At 35.9% G+C, this 21,461-nt stretch carries 23 protein-coding genes and 1 pseudogene; 15 read left to right on the plus strand and 9 right to left on the minus strand.

Going from position 1 to position 21,461, the window contains the following annotated elements; genetic code table 11:
* Positions 1-311 (plus strand): hypothetical protein (locus BMZ31_RS17205; protein WP_254778900.1); only part of this gene is annotated, 311 nt, incomplete at its 5' end.
* A gap of 256 nt (positions 312-567) precedes the next feature.
* Complete coding sequence (locus BMZ31_RS20990; RefSeq protein ID WP_302846860.1) at positions 568-702, plus strand: hypothetical protein; 135 nt, start codon at positions 568-570, stop codon at positions 700-702.
* 271 nt (positions 703-973) lie between these two features.
* Here BMZ31_RS20990 and BMZ31_RS17210 read toward each other — a convergent pair whose 3' ends face one another.
* The gene (locus BMZ31_RS17210) at positions 974-1,540 is read right to left on the minus strand and encodes a DUF4256 domain-containing protein (protein WP_090833176.1); all 567 of its coding nucleotides are present in this window, start codon (positions 1,538-1,540) and stop codon (positions 974-976) included.
* 339 nt (positions 1,541-1,879) lie between these two features.
* On the opposite strand from BMZ31_RS17210, the gene BMZ31_RS20455 reads away from it, so the two are divergent.
* Positions 1,880-2,545 (plus strand): hypothetical protein, encoded by a 666-nt coding sequence (locus tag BMZ31_RS20455; RefSeq protein ID WP_175478161.1) that lies wholly within the window; start codon positions 1,880-1,882, stop codon positions 2,543-2,545.
* Positions 2,546-2,642: 97 nt separating this feature from the next.
* On the opposite strand, the gene BMZ31_RS17220 is transcribed toward BMZ31_RS20455, so the two are convergent.
* Entirely contained in the window at positions 2,643-3,131 is a 489-nt protein-coding gene (locus BMZ31_RS17220; protein WP_090833177.1) for a hypothetical protein, read from the minus strand.
* Between the two features lie 347 nt (positions 3,132-3,478).
* Between BMZ31_RS17220 and BMZ31_RS20460 the strand changes: the two genes are divergently transcribed.
* The 3 genes from BMZ31_RS20460 (at position 3,479) to BMZ31_RS17235 (ending at position 6,012) form a co-directional block, all read left to right on the plus strand.
* The gene (locus BMZ31_RS20460) at positions 3,479-3,736 is read left to right on the plus strand and encodes a DUF7713 domain-containing protein (protein WP_090833178.1); all 258 of its coding nucleotides are present in this window, start codon (positions 3,479-3,481) and stop codon (positions 3,734-3,736) included.
* Between the two features lie 198 nt (positions 3,737-3,934).
* On the plus strand, positions 3,935-4,504 hold the full coding sequence (locus BMZ31_RS17230; RefSeq protein WP_090833179.1) for a transposase: 570 nt from the start codon (positions 3,935-3,937) through the stop codon (positions 4,502-4,504).
* On the plus strand, positions 4,489-6,012 hold the full coding sequence (locus BMZ31_RS17235) for a YifB family Mg chelatase-like AAA ATPase (RefSeq protein ID WP_090833180.1): 1,524 nt from the start codon (positions 4,489-4,491) through the stop codon (positions 6,010-6,012). The genes BMZ31_RS17230 and BMZ31_RS17235 overlap by 16 nt, the downstream gene beginning before the upstream one ends.
* Positions 6,013-6,196: 184 nt before the next feature.
* On the opposite strand, the gene BMZ31_RS17240 is transcribed toward BMZ31_RS17235, so the two are convergent.
* Together BMZ31_RS17240 and BMZ31_RS17245 are read right to left on the minus strand one after the other, a co-directional pair.
* Entirely contained in the window at positions 6,197-6,733 is a 537-nt protein-coding gene (locus BMZ31_RS17240) for a hypothetical protein (RefSeq protein WP_090833181.1), read from the minus strand.
* The gene (locus BMZ31_RS17245) at positions 6,726-7,223 is read right to left on the minus strand and encodes a hypothetical protein (protein ID WP_090833182.1); all 498 of its coding nucleotides are present in this window, start codon (positions 7,221-7,223) and stop codon (positions 6,726-6,728) included. The genes BMZ31_RS17240 and BMZ31_RS17245 overlap by 8 nt, the downstream gene beginning before the upstream one ends.
* A 388-nt stretch (positions 7,224-7,611) precedes the next feature.
* On the opposite strand from BMZ31_RS17245, the gene BMZ31_RS17250 reads away from it, so the two are divergent.
* Positions 7,612-8,025 carry a hypothetical protein gene (locus BMZ31_RS17250; RefSeq protein WP_139205972.1) on the plus strand — a complete coding sequence of 138 codons (414 nt, stop codon included), beginning with the start codon at positions 7,612-7,614 and terminating at the stop codon, positions 8,023-8,025.
* Positions 8,026-8,112: 87 nt separating this feature from the next.
* Here BMZ31_RS17250 and BMZ31_RS17255 read toward each other — a convergent pair whose 3' ends face one another.
* Positions 8,113-8,598 carry a hypothetical protein gene (locus tag BMZ31_RS17255; protein WP_090833184.1) on the minus strand — a complete coding sequence of 162 codons (486 nt, stop codon included), beginning with the start codon at positions 8,596-8,598 and terminating at the stop codon, positions 8,113-8,115.
* A gap of 423 nt (positions 8,599-9,021) precedes the next feature.
* On the opposite strand from BMZ31_RS17255, the gene BMZ31_RS17260 reads away from it, so the two are divergent.
* The gene (locus tag BMZ31_RS17260; RefSeq protein WP_090833185.1) at positions 9,022-9,981 is read left to right on the plus strand and encodes a patatin-like phospholipase family protein; all 960 of its coding nucleotides are present in this window, start codon (positions 9,022-9,024) and stop codon (positions 9,979-9,981) included.
* A gap of 13 nt (positions 9,982-9,994) precedes the next feature.
* Entirely contained in the window at positions 9,995-11,581 is a 1,587-nt protein-coding gene (locus BMZ31_RS17265) for a ribosomal protein L7/L12 (protein ID WP_090833186.1), read from the plus strand.
* 423 nt (positions 11,582-12,004) lie between these two features.
* On the opposite strand, the gene BMZ31_RS17270 is transcribed toward BMZ31_RS17265, so the two are convergent.
* Positions 12,005-12,205: a hypothetical protein gene (locus BMZ31_RS17270; RefSeq protein WP_090833187.1), complete on the minus strand. Its 201-nt coding sequence runs from the start codon at positions 12,203-12,205 to the stop codon at positions 12,005-12,007.
* A gap of 231 nt (positions 12,206-12,436) precedes the next feature.
* Between BMZ31_RS17270 and BMZ31_RS17275 the strand changes: the two genes are divergently transcribed.
* The 5 genes from BMZ31_RS17275 (at position 12,437) to BMZ31_RS17295 (ending at position 14,782) form a co-directional block, all read left to right on the plus strand.
* The gene (locus tag BMZ31_RS17275) at positions 12,437-12,799 is read left to right on the plus strand and encodes an ArsR/SmtB family transcription factor (RefSeq protein WP_090833188.1); all 363 of its coding nucleotides are present in this window, start codon (positions 12,437-12,439) and stop codon (positions 12,797-12,799) included.
* Positions 12,783-13,235: an SRPBCC family protein gene (locus BMZ31_RS17280; RefSeq protein ID WP_175480304.1), complete on the plus strand. Its 453-nt coding sequence runs from the start codon at positions 12,783-12,785 to the stop codon at positions 13,233-13,235. Before BMZ31_RS17275 ends, BMZ31_RS17280 begins: the two co-directional genes overlap by 17 nt.
* Before the next feature lie 87 nt (positions 13,236-13,322).
* On the plus strand, positions 13,323-13,691 hold the full coding sequence (locus tag BMZ31_RS17285; protein WP_090833190.1) for an SRPBCC family protein: 369 nt from the start codon (positions 13,323-13,325) through the stop codon (positions 13,689-13,691).
* 75 nt (positions 13,692-13,766) lie between these two features.
* Positions 13,767-14,237 carry a DinB family protein gene (locus BMZ31_RS17290; RefSeq protein ID WP_090833191.1) on the plus strand — a complete coding sequence of 157 codons (471 nt, stop codon included), beginning with the start codon at positions 13,767-13,769 and terminating at the stop codon, positions 14,235-14,237.
* 59 nt (positions 14,238-14,296) lie between these two features.
* On the plus strand, positions 14,297-14,782 hold the full coding sequence (locus BMZ31_RS17295; protein WP_090833192.1) for a DinB family protein: 486 nt from the start codon (positions 14,297-14,299) through the stop codon (positions 14,780-14,782).
* 274 nt (positions 14,783-15,056) lie between these two features.
* Here the strand turns inward: BMZ31_RS17295 and BMZ31_RS21075 are convergent.
* Positions 15,057-15,212 (minus strand): annotated as a pseudogene (locus BMZ31_RS21075) (competence protein ComK); the annotation flags it as partial.
* Positions 15,213-15,505: 293 nt separating this feature from the next.
* On the opposite strand from BMZ31_RS21075, the gene BMZ31_RS17305 reads away from it, so the two are divergent.
* Positions 15,506-20,167, plus strand: a complete 4,662-nt coding sequence (locus BMZ31_RS17305) for an Ig-like domain-containing protein (protein WP_090833194.1) — start codon at positions 15,506-15,508, stop codon at positions 20,165-20,167.
* A 555-nt stretch (positions 20,168-20,722) separates the two neighbouring features.
* Here BMZ31_RS17305 and BMZ31_RS17315 read toward each other — a convergent pair.
* Both BMZ31_RS17315 and BMZ31_RS20465 read right to left on the minus strand, forming a co-directional pair.
* The gene (locus BMZ31_RS17315; RefSeq protein WP_090833196.1) at positions 20,723-21,091 is read right to left on the minus strand and encodes a hypothetical protein; all 369 of its coding nucleotides are present in this window, start codon (positions 21,089-21,091) and stop codon (positions 20,723-20,725) included.
* Positions 21,088-21,228 (minus strand): hypothetical protein, encoded by a 141-nt coding sequence (locus BMZ31_RS20465; protein ID WP_175478163.1) that lies wholly within the window; start codon positions 21,226-21,228, stop codon positions 21,088-21,090. Before BMZ31_RS20465 ends, BMZ31_RS17315 begins: the two co-directional genes overlap by 4 nt.
* Between the last annotated feature and the right edge of the window lie 233 nt (positions 21,229-21,461).

Consider the following 21,461-nt stretch of genomic DNA (forward strand, 5'->3'; position numbering starts at 1 on the left):
ACTGTCATTGTATCTTATTTTTAAAAAAAGGAGAGGTAAAAGGAATGAGACACGAAGAATGTGAAGATTGTAGAAAGAAAAGTGAAAGTAAACATCGTTGCAAAGGATGCGCATGTGATCAATTTAGAAAATTATCAACAAATACAGAAGTAGATTTATTTTTATCAGGTGGGACTATCCTTGAAGATCTCGTTTTTGTAAATTTTGATGAAAAAAATTGCTGTGCTTTCTTCAATTCTGAGAGAGAAGGAGGACAACTTATCGTTGTTGATTGTCAGTTTGTCCAAGCTATTGGATTCGAATCTGATTAAATGATATGGAGGGGGATTCTAACATACTTTAGAATCCCTCTCTTTTTTATTTAATGTCGCAGTTTAAGTCTAATACGTAATAAAAGAGTTAATCTGGACCGATTGCAGAAGACTGATCTTATTGAAAATCAATAAATTTTTTATAACATTTTCATTCTCAAAAGTATGGTTTTATATCTTTTATCACCAGATGGGTTGCAGTGGTAAACAGTCTGTCATTCTTTGGTACGTTCTTTGTTATTCGGTGGTAAAAACTATGTCAGAGATGGTATATTTCTATGGCCGTAATCACGAAGGGGGCAGGGCTATCGCATTTAAGGGAATGGGAATTCCACTAAGATGGACAAGACGAAATGGTATACGAATCGATTATGAAAAAGCCGCAAAATGAGAGAGTTTCGAATTGAAGTCTTCCATGGCTCAAATTGAATAACCTAGCACGTCAGTATGCTCTCTAGTAGAGGGAAGGCTGACCCAAGCAATACCAGAGAGTACTTCAGAGATTACAACAGAGAAAGAATTATAGTCGGGCAAGCTGTTCTTAAATTGGTAGAAACCACATGTACTGCAGTGGAAAAGAAAGAGCCCAAATAGGGGATAAGTAGCTATTTGAGCTCGTAAATATTATTCTTTTTTTACCTTAGGTTCACGTTCTCAGAAATTTAGACCCTTAACCAGCCACGGAAACCTCTGGCAGCATAGTAAGAATCTGCTCCATTGTGGTACATAAAGACAGTGTCATAGCGACGATCGCAAAAGATGGCCCCGCCGTGTTTTCTAATTTCAGGAGGTGTTTGCACCCAGCTCGATGTTTTCAAATCGAAATTTCCGAGTGTCTGCAACTCCCGGTATTGTGTTTCCGTTAAAAGCTCAATGCCCAGTTCAGCAGCCATATCCATTGCGCTATTTTCTGGCTTATGTTTTTTCCTTGAATCTAGCGCTACACGGTCGTAACAAAGACTTCTGCGACCACTAGGACTTTCCGTTGAACAGTCATAAAAAATGTATTCACCCGTGTTTTGATCATGGTATACCACATCTGGTTCACCGCCCGTTCTTTCCATTTCATGGAGCGACCACAGTTTTTCTGGACTCTTTTCCAGCTTTTCTTCGACTTTAACCCATTCAAGCTCTTCATGACGGATCATGTTTTTCTCAAAACGTTCTTTCAATACACTAAGTAATTCCTCGCGTTCTTCTAGTGACAGCTCCTTATTACTCTTTGTCATGTTCGTTCCTCCTTATCGTTTTTCTCATTTTGGTTTAAGACTTTAGTAAGTACTGCATCAAAAGTATGTATGAACTTCAATAAATTTAATCCAAGCAAGTTAGCCCAATCTCTACCCTAATGTTATCATAGCAACCTTCTATTCAGAAAATGATAAAGGTACCCAATCCAGCCATTTTTTCTACATCTTTCTTTTTGAAAAATAATCTTCTCTTACCATGTCCTTTTCGTTTTGACCCTCTTATATAAAAGGTAGATGCAACAGTATCCTTTGGTATTACCAACTTGGTAACACCAAAGGATACGGCGTAATGGGTTGGTCGAAAGGGAGGAAAGTTGGATGAGCAAGTTATTGATAAGCGGGAGACCGGTCATGATTATCCCTGAGTTGGCATTGAAACTTGGTTTGCACGAAGCGGTCGTGCTTCAGCAGATTCACTATTGGTTATGCTCAAGCAAGCATGTGATTGAAGGGCGAAAATGGATTTATAATACATATAAGGAATGGCATAATCAGATGCCATTTTGGTCAGAGAGTACCATAAAGCGTACCATTCGTTCATTAGAGAAACAGGGCTTTCTCCTTACAGGGAATTGGAATTCCCTTAAGATCGACAAGACGAAATGGTATACGATTGATTATGAAAGAGTCGTAGAATTGCAGAATTCCGATATGGAGTCTTCCATTGCTCAAATTGACCAATCTAGTGAGTCAGAATGCTCAATAGTTGAGGGATGCCTGACCAAAGCAATACCAGAGAGTACTTCAGAGATTACTACAGAGATTACAACAGAGAAAAACATTATAGTCGATGAAGCTGTTCGTTGTGAAGGAGAGAACACGAGTAATGTAGTGGAAAAGTGTGGGGAGATTAAGAAAAGGATTCAAGGATCAGTCTATTTTTCACATGCACGTTTCAAGAAAGGGGACTTGATACCACATTTTGAAGCTGACATTAGTATGGGAAGGGGATTAAAGAATTTTCCTCACTTTGCTGATCCTTGATTTACATATGGCCATCCGTGGTATCTTTGTTACTTTTGGGGTTTGGGAATCTATTAATTTTCCTTTATAGAACAAAAGAAGGTGTGTCCTTCTATTTTTAGAAACGCCTAGGCCTTTTCCTTGTGTGGCTTTTAACAGGGCGGCCATTACGAAAATGCCTACGCACAAATACGGTACCATTGTGATTGCTTTCTGAATAATTTACCACAAGAAATATTAAAACTCCGAAAAAAATAAAAAATAGAATCAAAAATAAAAGTAAATACAAAGAAATAGCTGCATTTAGGAATAGTAGCATACTAAATATTGCTAAGAGTAATTTTTTCATAACAGATTGACCTAATACAGAGCCAATTACTTGGTAACCAATCATTACTGATAAAGCTAACCCCAAAAAGGTTATGAAGATTATTGTCATTAAGAAAAAACTATCAAAAGTTCCTGCCTTTATAATACTAAAAGCGTTGCTTAGAATCGTTGCAACTTCAGATAGGTGCTTTATTTTAAAGGGTGTTAGAAATTTTATACCGACATATGTACATAGAGAACTAACCAAGTAACAGCAAATTAAAAAATAGTAATTCATTAAAGACACCTCCTGATACTATATATGCTTGAACACAAATTCTAAGAATTTATTTCCGATTTCATTCGGTTTCTTTCTAGAATAAAAGTGCCTGCCCCATTTGCTTATCAGTAGGGGAGTTCAAAATAAGGTGCCTCGAATCCGGGTGCCTGACCCCGAATGCGGTGCAGAACTAAAGTGCTAACTATCAAGTTGATAGATCATTTTTTGATAAATAGTTTTGAATACTTTTTTAAGAGAACACCGTTTTCTGTAATCCGTTTGAAGACTAGCTGTTTCTCCACAGAAGGAAATCACATCACTTCGGTGGAGAAGAAATTTAAAGATGGTACACAGTACTTCCTTAATTGCTAGACAAAGTGAAACGCGGGATATCCAGATCTTATGTCACGATAAGTAAGTTTCCGAATGGACAAAGGATAGAGAGTATTGAAATGGATGAGTTTGTTGGAAGATTGGAATATGATGAATGCAACGAAAGTAACCCGTTGGTTATAATCGATGGCAAGTCATATACATGGAATCAATTAGGCCAAATGATAGGGGCATTTGAAGGGTTTCAGATAAAGGTGAAAATGGTTGATATGACGGATGATGTGGAGTGAAAAGAATCAAGGTGCCTAACCCCACATACGACTATTCATTTCCCAGTGCGACAGATTTATCATGTGGGGAAGATTTTTAGAGGTCGGTTGTAAAGAATAGTATGAAACAAATATTTTGCGTTTTCATTGACCTATCTCATAGGATTGATTATGATTAGTTTAGAACGAATGTTCTAATTTTATGGGAGGAGTGATTATATGCCCAGGCAGCTTCGTGTCTGGTATCCAGGTGCGATTTATCATATTGTAGCTCGGGGAAATCGTCGTGCTGCAATTTTTATCGATAAGCAAGATTATCTAGAGTATTTAAGAATTCTTGAAGATGTCCGTTCTATGTATCCGTTTCTTCTCCATTCCTACTGCTTAATGACCAACCACATTCATCTCCAGTTAGAAACCACTTTATATCACATCCAATATATAATGAAAGAACTCCATTCTCGATATGCCGTTTATTTGAATATTCGTCTAAAAATCGAGGGCCATGTTTTTCAAGGACGATATGGTGCGCGTTTAATTGAGACAAGTGACTACTTTTTAGAAGTTAGCCGATATATCCATAGAAACCCTTTTGAAGCCAAGATGGTAAGAAAGTTGGAAGATTATAAGTGGAGCAGTTACTCCTCTTATGTGACCCCTCATATTAATCCTCACGTCTATAAAGATAAAACTCTCTCTTATTTTAATGAGCCATTTCATCAAGAATATAGAAAATTTATAGAAAGAAAAAATACGAATACGGAGGAACAACCATGTATTCTAAAGTAAATAGTATAGGATTGAAGGGAATGGAAGGCTATCGTTTAGTCGTTGAGGCACAAGTTTTACCTGGTCCTGATCTGTTTGTCATTGTTGGATTGCCCGATGCTTCTGTTAAGGAATCGAGAGAAAGAGTAGTTGCAGCTCTTCATACAATTGGTTATAACACGATAAGTCAAAAAATCATCATTAATCTATCACCTTCCGAGCAAAAGAAAAATGGTCCGATGTTCGATTTACCAATTGCTATTAGCATTTTACTTAGTTTGGGAGAAATTAAATCGCGGATTTCTGACAAGGTTGGTTTCATTGGAGCATTATCTCTTGATGGCAGCATAAAACCAGTGGAGGGAATGCTTCCTGCCGTTATTGCAGCGAAAAAGATGGGGATGGATAGATTGTATCTTCCGTATGATGATCATTTGCCTGCCTTGGAATTTGAAGAAATGGAAGTTGTATATGTGTCTACGATTAAAGATGTTATTCAGCATTTGTCAGGACAGGAAATACTTTCTTTTATACAGAAAAGAGAAGAGCAAGAAGTACCTTTACAGCATACAGACTTTCAACAAATCGTTGGTCATAGCTATGCCAAGGGAGCGTTGGAAATAGCTGCTGCAGGCGAACATCACTTATTCATGAGCGGTCCACCAGGATGTGGGAAAAGTCTGCTTGCTGAGAGTTTTCCATCTATTCTTCCTCATCTATCAAAAGAAGCACAACTAGAAATGATAAGTATATATCAACTAAGTAGCAGTTCACATCTTCATTCGAAATTACCTCCATATCGCAACCCTCACCATTCTGCCTCAGGCGTTTCTATTATTGGAGGTGGCACCTACCCAAAGCCGGGTGAAATATCTCTGGCACATAGGGGAGTCTTGTTTTTAGATGAAATTGCCGAATTCTCTAAGAAAACGCTAGATATGCTCAGGCAACCCCTTGAAAAAGGAGAGGTAACCATTTCGAGAACCAATGCTTCTGTAACCTACCCTGCTTCTTTTATTCTTATTGGAGCAATGAATCCATGTCCATGTGGGTATGCTGGTTCTAATAATCACTATTGTACTTGTAGCCCGAATCAAATTAATTCCTATCAAAACAAGCTTTCTGGACCATTGAGGGATCGTTTTGATATTTCACTTTTTCTCACCCCGATTGATTTAAAAGGCGGAATTACGAATGAAGAATCATCCCATATTATACGTCGACGTGTAGAGAACGCGAGAGAGCGTCAATACGAACGTTATGAAAGAGAAATCTGTAATGGAAGAGTTTCTGGCCAGTTGCTTCTCAAGAAATGTGGGCTCGGGGAAGGTCAGAAACGCATGCTGCAACAGTTATCGGTGAAGAAGAACTGGAGCAACAGAACACAGTTGAAAATCATCCGATTATCTCGAACGATTTGCGATCTTGTTGATAGTCCATCGATCACAGAAGAATCGATTTGGTCAGCTATACAATTAAATAAATCGACGGTCACCAAAGAAAAGCACTTTAGACCACACGTACGGTAAGCAAGAAACGGTCGACGAATTCAGGCGCATAACCGCATTCACGGGTGAGAGTTCCTTGATATTACTTTTATTAAGGGAAGAATCCCGAAATGGTATTTAGTTATGGTAGTTAAGTTGGTTTTTACAAGTTATTCAGTGTAATTTTTGGGGTAAAGGAAAAATCATTATTTCTTTGTTCCATTACTTATCTGAATTTACTAAATGATTTTCTTACTCTTGTTAACAATAACAAGTTTACAGTCATAATGACTAAATAAACTAAAAAACTATATCTCAGATTCCAGCCTTTATAAGTATATAAGTGAAAGAAGTGTGTGGAAATCCAATCTAAAAATGTTAGAAGTAAAGCCCAGAAGACAATGTAATATGACTTTTTAGGTCTTATTAATAAATAGAAGTGTAATGCAATATAAATTGTTCCTGGATATATGATCATGTGTAATGGTATATCAAATAATTCCCCGCTATTTAAATCCACTGTGTCATAAAGATCTACTGGATCCATTGCAAGAATATAATCTCCTAATGAAGCGAGGTAAATATTTAAAAAGAAAATTAATAATAATTCAGATGTTGTTACCAAACGAGACTTCTTATGGAGATAAAACACTATAAAACCAATGAAAAAAAATAAACTAATAATCCACCATTCATTTTTGTCAAAGTGTTTTGGGGAAATAGGTTCATAAATCTTAAGTAGTATTTCTACAATATTATCCATTCCATTTCCCCTCTTTAATTAAATGTCCTTTTAAGAATCTCATAAAAAAATAAGTTAATACAATGGTTGTTATGTTATATCCAAATGAAATGAGTATAGGATACCAATGTGAATGCTTTATTTTCAAAACATTAAAAAAAGCATCAAATTCAAAAACCAAGACATAAGCTGTACACCAAATTAAGAAGAATCCGATTATATAATGGAGAGATACCTTTCTTCTAATTAAACTTGCTATCCATAGCAGTGATATTGGAAAGAACAGAACAAATTGGATATAAGCTATCATGTATTCTTTTGGCTTTCTTACAATATTTAAGGTTTCGTAAGCAGACTGATACAAACCAAAACACCAAGAATTTACAGAAGCAATAAAGAGAAATATGATAATAAGTTCATACCAATGGAATATTTTTAATAGCCCAAAAGAACGATAAATGAGAAAAACTGTAATAAGTAAGCTAATCCCCAATAATATCCACAAAAACATATCAATCTCCCCGATTTCCAAGGTATTTAGAAAGTAACAAAGAATATTCAAGAATTATATGATTTTTAAGTCATTAATAGCCAAACTTAAAAATCATGTATCTATCACAAGACGTAATACACTTTGTCATAAATATTTCATTAAGTAAGAATTTCTCAAGAAAACATCTCATTTTAATATTCCCTATTTAAATATCCTTATGCCGCAAATCCTAGTGCCTGACCCCACGTACGGTGAAGAGGTAAAGGATTAGAAGAGTATCGTAAAGAATCTGGAATTTGGTCTTTACAACGCACAAACGCATCCTTTAATCCTTATATTATTAATCAAGGTGATTGACCCCATTGGAGGACTAGCATCTATGAAAAATTCCAGGGGGAATTACAAAGTGAAAGTTGTGTTAGAAGTATTAAGAAAGAGATGGAAGTATATATTAACTGCATTGATTGCTCTTAGTATTGGAGCGATTGGTGGTCCTTCACAAGAGCAGATGGATCTTGCGAATGCTAAGGCAACTGAATTAAAGCATCAACTGAATACTAAAACAGAAACGGTCGCAAGCCTTAAAACCAACAATAAAGAATTACAAGCGAAAGTAGATGAAGCAGCTCGGTGTTTTAAAATACAAGAAGATGAGCGGAAACAGAAAGAAGTTGAAGCAAAGGCTTCCGAAGAAAAACGTTTAGCGGAAGAAAAAGCAAAAGAAGAAGCAGAGGAAGCGGCTAAAGCGGACGCTGAAGCAAAGGTAGCCGCAGAAGCTGAACAATCCCAACATCAAAAGAAATATACCATCAATCTATAAAAATGTTTTTAGAATGAATTAACTTATAAATTTATTATTCTAAAATAAATTATACATACAAAAAAGGAGCTCTTAGCTCCCTTATCCTTAGTCATAGTACTTATCTAATATATCTATAATTTTCTTTCTGTTACTCATAAGCTTTTTCTTCTTATCAAATAACTCATTACTTAACGGAACAAAGGTATCTTTGTTTTCTGGATCTAACTCAGCGTTAATTCGGAGGATATCTTCAATAACCGTAACATTTTCCATTACTATTTTCCTTAAATCATTTGAATCTTCGTTTTTTAATACGTAACTTGAAACCCTTAACTTGGTATCTTCTATTTTCTTATTAATATCCGCCTTTTTGCATGAAAAAGCATTTTCAAGATCACCTTCAAAAATACAGCTCATTACTGCATCTTCGGCAAGGAAATATGTATCATCCAGTGTTTCACGGAAAGCCCACATTTCTTCAGATTTTGCAGTTTCTTTAAACGAATAGATAAGTATTCCAGTAATAATAATTACTAATGTAGCAAAGATTCCTAAAATAATTTTCAAAATTGGTTTCTTTTTATTTTTCATTTTTATCCCCCTTCTGTACCTTCTAAGTTGTTGATCAACAAATACTAATATTATTATAGAATTACAGTAAAATCCATATAAAATGGAAACAAATGCATAAGAAGATTGCAAGAAATGAATCAAAATGAGAATGAAGACTAAAGTTCCCCATACATAGAATAGAAGGCTTCCAAAGTATTGGAAGCCTATTTGTCTATTAGTACTCTTCACCATATATTTAATAGGTCTCTTTCCTCATAACTCCGATGCTCATTCATCATATGTTGTTTGTAGCGGCTTATTTAAGAATTATGAACAGCTAAGACATTCATTCTAAATTCTAATTTTATCCTATAATGTTATTTAATAGTGAGAGACCTTGTAATAAAATGAATGTAACAGTAGGAATATTGGACTGTAATTCTTAAAGAACGGTGACCTTATATGAAAAGAATAGGATTGGTGTTATCAGGTGGCGGAGGGAAGGGTGCCTATCATATTGGAGTTTGGAAGGCGTTAAGAGAATTTGGCGTTGAACAAAACGTTAATGCGGTAGCAGGTACTTCCGTTGGGGCATTAAATGCAGCACTATTTTTGCAAGGTAACTTAGAGGTAGCAGAAAAAGTGTGGTTGCAAATCAGTCCCGAAAAAATCTTAACTCCTAATCCGAAAAATATTATAGCGCAAGCATTGAAATATGTTCCTTCTCCACTAACACAAATATTTGCAAAATTTAGTGGGAAAATAGTCGGGCATGGATGGTTTTCAAGGGCTGGATTACTGAAAATCATTCGTGGTGATGTAGACCTATCTAAGGTCTCTACTTCCCCAATTACTACCTTTTCCACCTGTCTTAATGCTAGAACATTAAAAGTAGAGTATTTTCCATTAAACTATCAAGAAAGGGAAAAAATAGAATCTATTTTACTTGCTTCTTCTGCGATTCCCTTTCTATTCGATGCGGAAAAGATAGAAGGTGTACCATATTGGGATGGTGGTTTCCCATATTTTGGAGATAATATTCCAATACAGCCCCTTTATGATCATGGCTGTGATTTTATTTTCGTTATACATTTAAATCAATCAGAAATGATTGATGTTAAAAAGTATCCAAAAGCACAAATTGTTGAAATTGTTCCTCAGGATTCTCAAGGTGGTTTTATCAACGGTACTTTAGACTTTACTCCTTCGGGTTCTAGAAGAAGAATGGAACAAGGTTATCAAGATACGATCAGAATCCTTAATCCGATATTTGATATGGCAAGTACACAACTGAATGTAGCTAATAGATTGTATAAATTAAAGGCTAGTGAACTGAGTTTTAATGCCAAACGAAGAGAATTATTAAATGAGAGAGCGGAATTTAAAAATGAAACACATCGTTTGTTAGAAGATATGAGTTAAGGGAGATGGAACTGTGGAAAAATTATTGGTGTTGTCTAAGAGATTGGAAGTTTCTGAGACAGATCGAGTGGAAATTGATTTACTGATTGACAATACGATTGCATTACATAAAGACAACGCTTCTATGATTAATAAACTGACGTTTGATTCAGTAACAGCTTTAGCTGCCAGTGAGGGAAGAGCAAAGGAGCTAGCCAAACAAGGGTTTATTAAGCGCCACTGGAACAACTTTACCGGTAAAAACCAAAAGCTTAGAGCCCAAATCGACGCTGACATTGCAAAAACACAATATGCATCTCAGCAAACCATTCAAAAGCTTGCAGAACAAAACCTTCTTACATTTGATTTAGTAACAGCGGTTAATAATAAGCTAAATACGATTGTTTTAGAAATGGATGAAGAATTTAATCAAATATACAAAATGTTAGGTGCTTTTTTCAAGCAAACCCGTTCGGATATTGTGATGCTAGAAGCACGGCTAGATAAGGTGGAACGAAATCTCGAATTATTGCATTGGAATGCCACGATCGAATACCAGGTGTATGACGGTAGAGAATATGCAATGTTATCTGATGAAGAGAAAATCGTGTGCATTGCAAATGATTTCTTACGTAGAACCAAAGGTAGTTGGTCTACTGCGGATCTCATGCTGTTAAAATCCGCTCTTGGTGAAATTGGGTTGCCAATCAAACAAGTAATTTCAGCTCACCAATTCTATGGTTATTTAATTGATCATCCAAAGTTGATGGATAGACTGTTTGAAGAAGTTTCTTTAGATGGCCTTCAAAGGATTGAACCTTATGAAGCATCGATTATTAAGGGTGTGGAGAAGGTATCAAAACTAAATGCAGATGAAAAATACATAATTGAAACCGTGATGGCTCAATTTGAATCTGCACAAGTACCTTATAATGAAAGAGATATCCAACTATCAATGGTACACCATTACTTAAAGAACATGGCCTATATCAATACAGACATCGAAGTAAACTTATTTGATTTTGTTGTGGAGTTACTTGTCAATCTAAAAATGGTGAACGAATCGGTTTTTTATGATTTAGAGGTTCCAGAGGAAGTGGAAACTGAGCAGGGGAATGTGGAAGAATATGATGTTGTGTTATTTACTTATGGTAATGACAAATATCAATTAATAAAAGAATTAAAAAACGTACTATCGATTCCATTAGCAGAGGCACGAGAACTAGTTACTAGTTTACCGGCAACGATCATGTCCCAGGGAACGATGGAAGAAGCAGATGAAGTATTGGCTAGTGTTCAATCTCTTGGTGCCTTGGCAAGAGTAAAAACAGTCATTGATACCTATCATGCCGTTAGGGCGCCTGGGGAAGGGAAACTGTATTTGGATAACGGTAACCCTCATCAAATGATTAGCTTTGGAGATAATAAGAAATTTGTAGCAATTGGAGATCACGTTAAGGCCGATGCCACCGTGGCAGTCATTCATAAAATGGGAAGTAGTTTTATTTATGAAAAAACACATGTATTAGGAGGGATATCAGGAAAAGTAGTTGAGATTATTGCTGAACATAAACAAGAAGTTCAAAAAGGCGATCTTATTATGGTATTAAGAATAGAGTAGTAGCTGAAGTAGCTAAATCGTCTCGTAATGATAAGTGGCTTGGAAGCCCATAGTAATATTCGAATAAAACTAAAAAAGGCCTTCAAATTAATGGCCTTTTTTTGGTTTAGTATTGCTATGGTCTTTGAGGCATCTCCACTCCCAGTTCTGCCAGTTGTTCCTGGGCTCCTTGCTGGGTGATGGTATCGTTTCGGTCTTGTTCCATAATCGATTGAGCTTTTCACGTGTTTCCTAATCTAGAGTGGATAACATATCCCCAGGGTTTCCTTTTCCTCGAGGTATTTGCTCTCCGCCTGGACCTCCCATTCCACCGGGACCATGACTTTTTGGTGTGGTGACTCCTGATTCATCCAGCCGCTAAAGCACCTGTAACTTCAATAAAAACGATTAAGGAGTAACCTACTCCTTTTTTGATGACATTTGTCAACCACCTTCTATGCAAGTCGCAGTAGAACTACCGACAACTGAATTTAATTCTTGAAGTAGTGAAGATAAAAGTTCGTTTTGTACCACTGTTTCTATGGATTGTTTTGTAAGTGGTACTTTATACTTTTTGAAAACATCTGCCGTATCTCCCCAAACATTAACAATTGATTTTGGCGACATATTAGATTGAATGACCATTTCAACGTCCTCCTTTTTGCTTTATTTTAGTATACCTATCTTTCACTATCTTGCTTCGTTATCAAAATAAGAGATGACTACCGTAAAAGGATTCTCTGTTCATCATTCAATTTACTTCGTCTAATTAAAAACCTTCTTAAACAGACAGCCATCATTTGGTCACATATTTTCAATTGAAAATTTTCTAAATAGAAGTTGCATTATGTCTTTTTTTGTTTTATAGTTAACCGCATGGTTAACTATAATAATAACAACCTTGACCAAGTCTTTTCAGTCTTATCAGATCCAACAAGAAGAGCCATCATCCAAGAACTATCTAAGGGTGAGAAAACAGTAAAAAAATTAGCAGAACCTTTTGATATGTCTTTACCTGCATTTTCAAAGCACATGAAGGTTTTAGAAACTGCAGGGTTAGTTTCATTCAGAAAGGTGGGAAGATATAAGTTTTATTATCTTCACCCAAATACGATTTTTGGGGCTACAAAATGGCTAAATGACTTACAGTCATTTTGGGAAGGTCAATTATCAAGTTTGGAAAAGTATTTATTAAATGAAGAAGAAAATGGAGGAAATAAAAATGATCACAATGAATGAAGTACATGATTTTACTTTACAATTAAATCACACTTATCCTGTGAAAAGAGAACGAGTTTTCGGTGCATGGGTAAAGCCAGAAGAGTTAAAGAAATGGTGGGGTCCTAAAGGATATCATACAACCATTGAAGAAATGGACGTAAAAGTACATGGGAAATATAAGTTCATTATGCAAAATCCAAATGGACAAAATCTTGTTCTTACAGGTCACTATTTAGAAATCACTCCTAATGAAAAATTAGTATTTACTTGGAAATGGGAAAATGGAAAGGCAGAATTTCCAACCACAAAAGTAACGATCGATTTCCGTGAGAATGGTGACTCAACTGAAGTGATCGTTACTCATACAGACCTTCCAAGTGAAGAAGAAGCTAAAAATCATAACCATGGTTGGACAAGTTCATTAGAAGGTAGCTTTAAAGAATATTTAGTATAACGTAAAAAAGTAAGATTAACGAATATAAATATTAGATTTTATTTTGATGAATTTAGTCGATTTTTTCGAAGAAACTAAGGACTTATAATGATAAACATGCCACATCAAATCATGATTAACGCAACTCCTGAGAAAGTATATGAAGCCATTACCACTACAGAAGGTATTAAAGGCTGGTGGTCAACCGATGCTAAATTTGAACCACAAGTAGGGAGCATTGCAGAAGTTGCTTTCTATAACCGTAAAGCTATTTTCCAACTGCATATAGATCGACTTGAACCTGGTAAATTAGTGGAATGGGCGGCTCAGCATGATATGCCAGCATGGAAAGGCACAAAAATTCGATTCGATTTGAGTGTAAATGAAAACGGAGCAACGATTGTAAACTTTAATCATTCTGGATTTGAGTCTATGGAAGGACCAATACAACATGGGGTTCATTTATGTACATTCTGAAGCAATATGTTGAAGGTAAAAACCCAGGTGCATGGCATCAGGCATAATTATTGAACAAGATACGGAGGAACGATAATGGATAAAATCTTTGAACAACTTCAATTTTTTCGTGGGTTCACATTAAGTAACTTACAAAAACTAGAAAAAGAACATGCTGACATCCAACCAACTGGTTTTAGCAACACACTTCGTTGGAACTATGGACATATTTTAACGGCCTATGAAGGATTAGTATTTCAACTTGCTGGAAAAGAAAGTAAGCTAGACCCGAAATACATGCAATTATTTAGTCAAGGTACCAGACCAAGTGAGTGGACGACTGATGCTCCTTCATTAGAGGAAATTGCCGGAGAGCTTGATAAACATGGAAAATTAATTGTTGAGACATTCCAAAATTCGCTGGATGAAAAGTTGTTGCAACCATTTGTTGTTTCTGGAGAGCATAAACTAGAAACAGTACGCGATGCATTAATATTCTGTATCTGGCATGAAGGATTACATCAAGGTGTTATTAATGGGTTAACACGAGTTGTGACTACAAAATAATTTGCTCCTATTTTCTATACAATTATAGTTTCGATGAAATTAATTTCGGAGGTAGTTAGATGAATACTGAAAAGCAATTAATACAGTTTGAAGTGATTCGAGCAATTACAATCAAATCAATCGAATCGATTACAGAGGAAATAGCTGATGAAATGCCAGCTGGGTACAAAAATACAATTCGCTGGAATCTTGGTCATATTATAGCAGTAGCAGACGCTTTTTTATTTAACTTCGCTGGAATACCGATGTATTTATCTCCTGAGCATTTTGAAATGTTCAAATCAGGTTCTAAACCAGCTGATTGGACAACACAACCACCTAGTTTAGAGGAACTAACTGGTATGTTTAAAGGTCAAATAGATCACATAAAAAAACATCTTGAAGGTCGTTCTTTTGAAGAAAAAACAAAAAACACTTTTAATTTATATGGAAATCCTCAAGAAACTCTTGGAGAAGTTTTAAGTTTCTGCCAATATCATGAGGGATTCCATCTGGGATATATTAATGGACGAACGACTAAAACACTTAAGCGTGCTCTTATCTAACGATAATAAGGTGCCTAATAAGGTGCCTGACCCCACATACGGTTTGATGGTAAAGATTGCAGGAGAAGTGTTTGCGCACTTCTCTTTTTTGTTCTGAATCAGTACCAAGCGCATCGAAGAAAGCCAATCGTTTCCTGCGCGCTTTTTCTTATGCTTGTCTTGGTTGAACAGGGTGCATTTAGCTTCTTCTGTTATAAAAAAGCTAAATGCACCGTTCATCTGATTAATCTACATGTTATAACTTCTTGCCTCATTGATCATGACAAAGTCCTTTTTACAAAGCTCCGGTGACATCTTCAAGTCTATTTCTCTCACATAAATGGAAGGGATTGAACCAAGTTGTATGTGGGCAGGCTGGCGATTTATCTGAGAAGATACAGAGCTTATGGGCGGAATTGAGCATGACAGGCCGCATATGGCAATCGCCTAGGAGAGTTTTAGAAGATAAATGTGGTAATTCTCAAGGTCCTTCATTCAGTTTCAAAAAAGTTCTTTATACAGATTCAACATTGCTGTTTTGGGTTTATACCTAAAATTTTCAAAAAGTGTATAATATTAATATGTTAATTATTGGATTGAGTAGGTAGTTTAAAGCTTTAATATTTTGGCGGTTTCCTAAGTAATCCTTATAGAATATGTATTTTCTAATTGTAATTTTGCAATTAGAAAGGGTATTCAGTTGTTGATAAATCAATTTTAAAGATTGTGAAAAGGAGTTTTAACATGAATAAGACAGTATTGTCTGTAACAAAGAAGAGGAAGAGGTTAGCTAAGAGAATTATAAGTATTTTATGTATTTTTTGTATATCGATACTGTATGTGGTGCCCTATTCGGCCTTTGCAAGTGGAATTGATAACGAAGAATTGAGAGAAGCTGCAAATATAGATGTTCATTTTAAGGATAAATGGCAAGATTATCAAGAATTACTTGGACTAGAAGTCACACAGGACACATGGAATGTGAGACTTTACTCTGATGCTGAACTATTGACTTGGACTGGACTAAAAGAGCTTCCATTTGGTTCAGTAGCGTATAAGGCTTGGTTTGGAGAAAGTGACAAGGAGATAATAAAAGAAGCCGTGGTAGAGGGTGCAACAGAAGGCGTTGAGAAAGGACTAGGTCTAGGTGTTTTTAAAGATGCTTTTAAGGGAGTCCAAACCATTGAAGATTTAAACAAGGCGGAGGAAAGGTTAGATACGATAGAGTCTACTATTTCTACAGCAAAAGAGATCAATGCCTATTTGGAAACGGATGAACCGAAGTCTTTAACAGCTATGAAGATCTTAACTTTTGGTTTCTTATCTAACGATAGAGAACTTGATATAACAGATTGGAATTTCATTTCTCTGCCGTATATAGCAAACTATAAATTTTATTCTAACGCGTTTCAAAAAGGAAGCGTAATTAGAGTAGATGATAGTTTAACGGTAGTAAACGGTGCAGAATTAAGATCATTCGATGATATTTCTACTCCAGAGATAAGTACAAATAATAGTGAAGAAGAAGGGGAAGAAACGGAAGAAAGGATAAGAAAACTTGTTTATAGTATTTATCAAGAATTAGATGGCAAGGAGGCACCCTATTATACTTCGTACACTGAGAGTTTAATAGAAGCCTATGATGAGGAACTCGCTGATTTTCAAGCTGATATGGATGCATTATCAGATACAGTAGAAATAATGAGAGGCGAAGTAGAAAAAGAGGCTAAAGAAAATGTGTTTGGAACAGATGAAGCTGTACTTGATGGACAAGAATCAGAGACAGTTAATATACAAGATAAAGTAATAGAACAAAAGATTCGCGAAAAGATTAGTAAGCCTACTGGGGATATTACATATAATGATTTGAAAAAAATCGTCGAGCTGGATTTATCAAATCTGAATATCAGCGATATCGAAGTACTTAAATATATGGTCAATTTAAAAGAGTTGAAATTAGACAATAACTTTATCATAGATATATCTCCATTGCAATCGTTAAAAAGATTAGTGTTTTTAAGTATGAATAATAATCCATTAAATGATGCTTCGCTTGATCTATTGCAGAGGATGTTCAAGAATGGTGTCGACATTATAAGCAACAAACTAGAATTTACAAGTGAGCCTAATAATACGTTATCCGAAGCAAAACTGCTGAATGTAAACGAAAGCATTCTAGGGAGTTTGGGTTATGAGGATGTTGATTATTTTAAGGTTAATGTGACTCAAGAGGGTCTATTAAAATTAAATTTTGTAGCGGATGATAATATTTGGTGGCCAAGGGCAAACATCGTGAATAGTGCAGGGGAATCCCTCGGTTCTTCTCTAAACGTAATGCCAGGTGTTTACTATATTGAGGTCAAAAAGCAAGAAAAAATAGGGAAATACTCATTAACTCCACAGTTTATACCATTTGAGCATAATGACACTGAGGAAAATGATCGTTTGGATCAGGCCGAAGAGATAGGGATAAATACAGCTAAGTACGGATATTTAGGTTCCTATTTTAGTGATAAAAATGATTACGATAATATGGATTATTTTAAAATAAAGGTAAATGAAGAAGGATTTTTAGATTTAAAGCTTTCATCTCATGATTTGTGGAATACCAAGGTAGATATCGTGAATGAAAAAGGTGAATCATTTGGTTCGTCTGAACAAATCATGCCAGGTACCTATTATATTCAAGTAGAAAGGTATCGATATTACCAAGGAATTGGCGCATATACGCTCTATCCTAAATTTACGGCGTTTAGCTCCAATGATGTTGAAAACAACGACAGCATTGAGCAAGCTGAAACCTTAACATTGAATGAGAATAAGTATGGACACCTAGGCTCATATGACAAGGGTGATTACGATACCATCGATTATTTTAAAATAAACATAAGTGAAGAAGGACTATTAAACTTAAAATTTGAATACCTTGGTTGGTTCTACGCAAATGCCTATATTGTCAACAGCGATGGTAAGTCATTTGGTGAGTCACAACAGCTTATGCCAGGTACCTATTACATTCAAGTTAAAAGGTCGGTAGGATGTGGATCTTATACGCTCAATCCTGAGTTTACTACTGATGATAAGAAAGATGCAGAGCCTAATGACAGTCTTGATCAGGCCGAAAATGTGGATCTGAATACAACGGCATATGGATATTTAGGTTCGTATGATTCCTTTGGGGACCGAATTGATACACATGATTATTTTAAGATTCAAGTTACCCAAGAAGGAGATTTTAGTCTTAATTTTAATAAGGACAGCTCTCTCTTTGGATATGGATACCTTATAAATAGTACTGGTGAAACTATAGGGATTCAAGGGGACCCGAAAACACTTAAACCCGGAACTTACTACATCGATCTCTATGGATGGTATGGTTACGGAAAATACGCTCTTGAAACAAAATTTGTTCCGAGTGAGATTGTATTTACAGTCAATCCGATAACAGATCAGTCTTTGGAAGTAACAGGGAAAGCGGAAGCAGAAACAATAGTGACGATACAAGCAGGAGACAAAGTTTATTCAGCTCTCGCAGATGCTAAGGGATATTTCATGGTACCAATCGATTTACAAGTAGCAGGAACGAAGCTAACTATATCAGCAACAAATAATAATGGAAGTGAAGTAAAAGAATTAATTGTGGCAGATGTAACGGCACCAGAAGCTCCTCAAGTAGAGGAGATAACAGAAACATCTGAAGAAGTTCGAGGTTCAACGGAAGGCGGAGCAGAAATTACTTTTGAAATCGGTTCCGATCACTACAAAGGTGTGGCAGACGAGAAAGGGGATTTTATAGTACCGATTCCATTGCAAAAAGCAGGAACTCAAATAGTTGTTACTTCTACAGATAAAGCTGGAAATACAAGTGAAGCTACTACAACAGTAGTGATAGATAAAACTGCTCCTTTGAAACCTATAGTCAATGAAGTATCTGATATAGATACTATAGTAACTGGGGATGCAGAAGCAGGTTCAACTGTAACAGTTGAGGTTGGTGATGAAAAGTATAGCGGATTAGCTGAGGATGGAACCTTTAGTATTGAAATACCTCAACAGAGAGCCGATACTCAATTAACTGTATATGTAACAGATGCTTCTAATAATGTAAGTGTTCCGCAAATCATTACGGTACTTGATAAGCGATCGCCGATAGTGACTGGAGTAGCGACAAATGGCATTTACAATAAAGATGTTACCGTGTCTTTTAATGAAGGAAAAGCTACATTGAATGGTGATCCTTTTGAGAGTGAAACAATAGTGTCAGCTGAAGGTGTTTATTCGTTGGTAGTTACGGATGAAGCAGGGAATTCAGTTACGGTGAAATTTACGATTGATAAGGTATCGCCAATAGTTACCGGAATTGAGAACGATGGCGTTTACAACAAAGATGTTACCGTGTCGTTTAATGAAGGAAAGGCTACATTGAATGGTGATCCCTTTGAAAGTGGAATAGTTTTGTCAGCTGAAGGTGTTTATTTTTTGGTAGTTACGGATGAAGCAGGGAATAAAACGACTGTGAAGTTTACAATTGATAAAACGGCACCGAAAGTAAGCGGAATCGTAAATAATGCTTATTATAATAAAGATGTGAAAGTCATTTTTGATGAAGGAACGGCCACATTGAATGAAAAAACATTGGTGAGTGGGACAGTGGTAAAAACAGCAGGAGTTTATATATTGGTTGTGACCGACGCAGCAGGAAACAAAACTACAGTGAAGTTTACGATTGATAAATCACCACTAGCTGCACCAAAAGTTGACCGCATTGATAACAATGATAATTTGCTTACGGGAACAGCAGAACCAGGTTCTACAATTGAAGTGTCATCGAATTGGGAATTAATTACCACGGGCAGTGCAGGTCCAGATGGAAGATTTAGTATACGTCTACCTAATGCTTATCCAGTCGGATTAATATTAGATGTTACTGCAACTGACCAAGCAGGAAATACAAGTGCTGTAACAAAGGTAGTTGTTTCGTCTGTTCTTAATGGCTGGGTTGTAGATGGCGGTAAAACCTATCATTATACCAATGGCATTATAAATAAAGGTTGGTACAAAGAAACAGGAAAGTGGTTCTTTCTCGATAAGCAAACTGGTGAAAAGAAAACTGGTTGGGTTAAAGATGGTGTCAAATGGTATTATCTTGATGCAAACGGAGTAATGCAAACTGGATGGGAGAAAGTTAACAACAAGTGGTATTACCTTGATGGCAACGGTGTCATGAAAACAGGCTGGTTAAATGTTGGTACTTCATGGTACTACTTAGACAGTAGTGGTGTTATGAAAACAGGTTGGCTGAAACTAGGCACGAAATGGTACTTCTTCTACTCTAACGGTCAAATGGCTGTTAACACGACAGTAAACGGTTATAGATTTGACCGTAACGGTGTTTGGATTAAATAAATTTTGGGGGAGTGGTCAATAAGGCCACTCCTTTTGTGTCGCCCTTTGTTGATAAATCATATAGAATCAAGGACCTTAATGTAAGTCCTTGAATTTAATCTTTTTGAAGAAAGGAGATTGATATTCTATTAATTTTTTGTCGCCTTCTTCGTAAAACCTCTGATAAAGAAAAATGAGCGAAACCAAAAATGAGTCCAGTAAAGGTTAAGAAAAAAGAAGTAAATTGACTATAGTTCTGTCTTAATAATAATACGGAAGAGACACCAAGTAACATTAATACGAGGAGCAAAACTATTACTTTCAGCCTTCTGTTTTTTAGCATCCACATCAAAACATTTAGAATGACGCTATATAAGACAAAATAAGCGGGAATGAATACTAAGGTTGTAACATCACCAAAAAGGGGGAATTCACCAAATGGGCTCGGAAAGGAAAAACAGGTGAGCCATGCTGAAACTAAAAGTGAAAGGAATATCCATATATAGTACATTTCTATTAACTCCCCAACAAAAGTATTCTTTAGCCAGTGTGCTTGGCCCAGGTAGGGTGAAGTAATCATCGTGGTGACACAGATCCACCATAGTAAATGACAACAGGTATTTTTTCATGCTCCTGACAGTAGTTAGATTTATGGACCCGTTTCTTATAGATAGCACAATAATCTCCTGGCCGCATCGACACGCAGTTGTCACATGAGAAACGACCATTTGATGTACGAATTCCTAACTCTTTTAGAGTGTTTTCTGTCTCGTTTTGCAAATCAACGAATGGACCTTGTGACTTCTGTTTTTCTAACCTTTGCTGTTCTTCTAACTGCATTTGAAACTCAAAACGTTCTTTGGGCGACATCTGTTTCTTTAGTTTCTTTCTATTTCGAGCTTCATTCTTTGATTCTTTCATTTGCTGTTTCATTTTTTTATTCAAGTTGTTTTCATCCCTTTAACATTCACCAATGTAAAACACCTCTTATTAATTGCTACCTTCATTATCAATAAATTGATAGAGTTGCGAATGGCTTGTTCCTGTAGATTTTCAAGTTTAATCGGTAAATTGACTGTCATTAATATATTTAGATTAGACTTTATCATTCTCTTGTCTAAAATTAGTATTCCTTTTGAAAAGCAATACCTTTAAATTCACTATATGATGACGGTTTTACTGTGTCAAACTACGATCATACACTGGTTTCTAGAATGGTCATTCTTTACATACTCCAAGAATCAAAGGTTGCCAAATCTCACGTGCGGAATACCAGACATTTTCATTGGTCTAAACAATTCTATTATTTTTTTCA

Origin of the sequence: Bacillus sp. cl95, from assembly GCF_900115925.1 — a bacterium.
Lineage (GTDB): Bacteria > Bacillota > Bacilli > Bacillales > Cytobacillaceae > Neobacillus_A.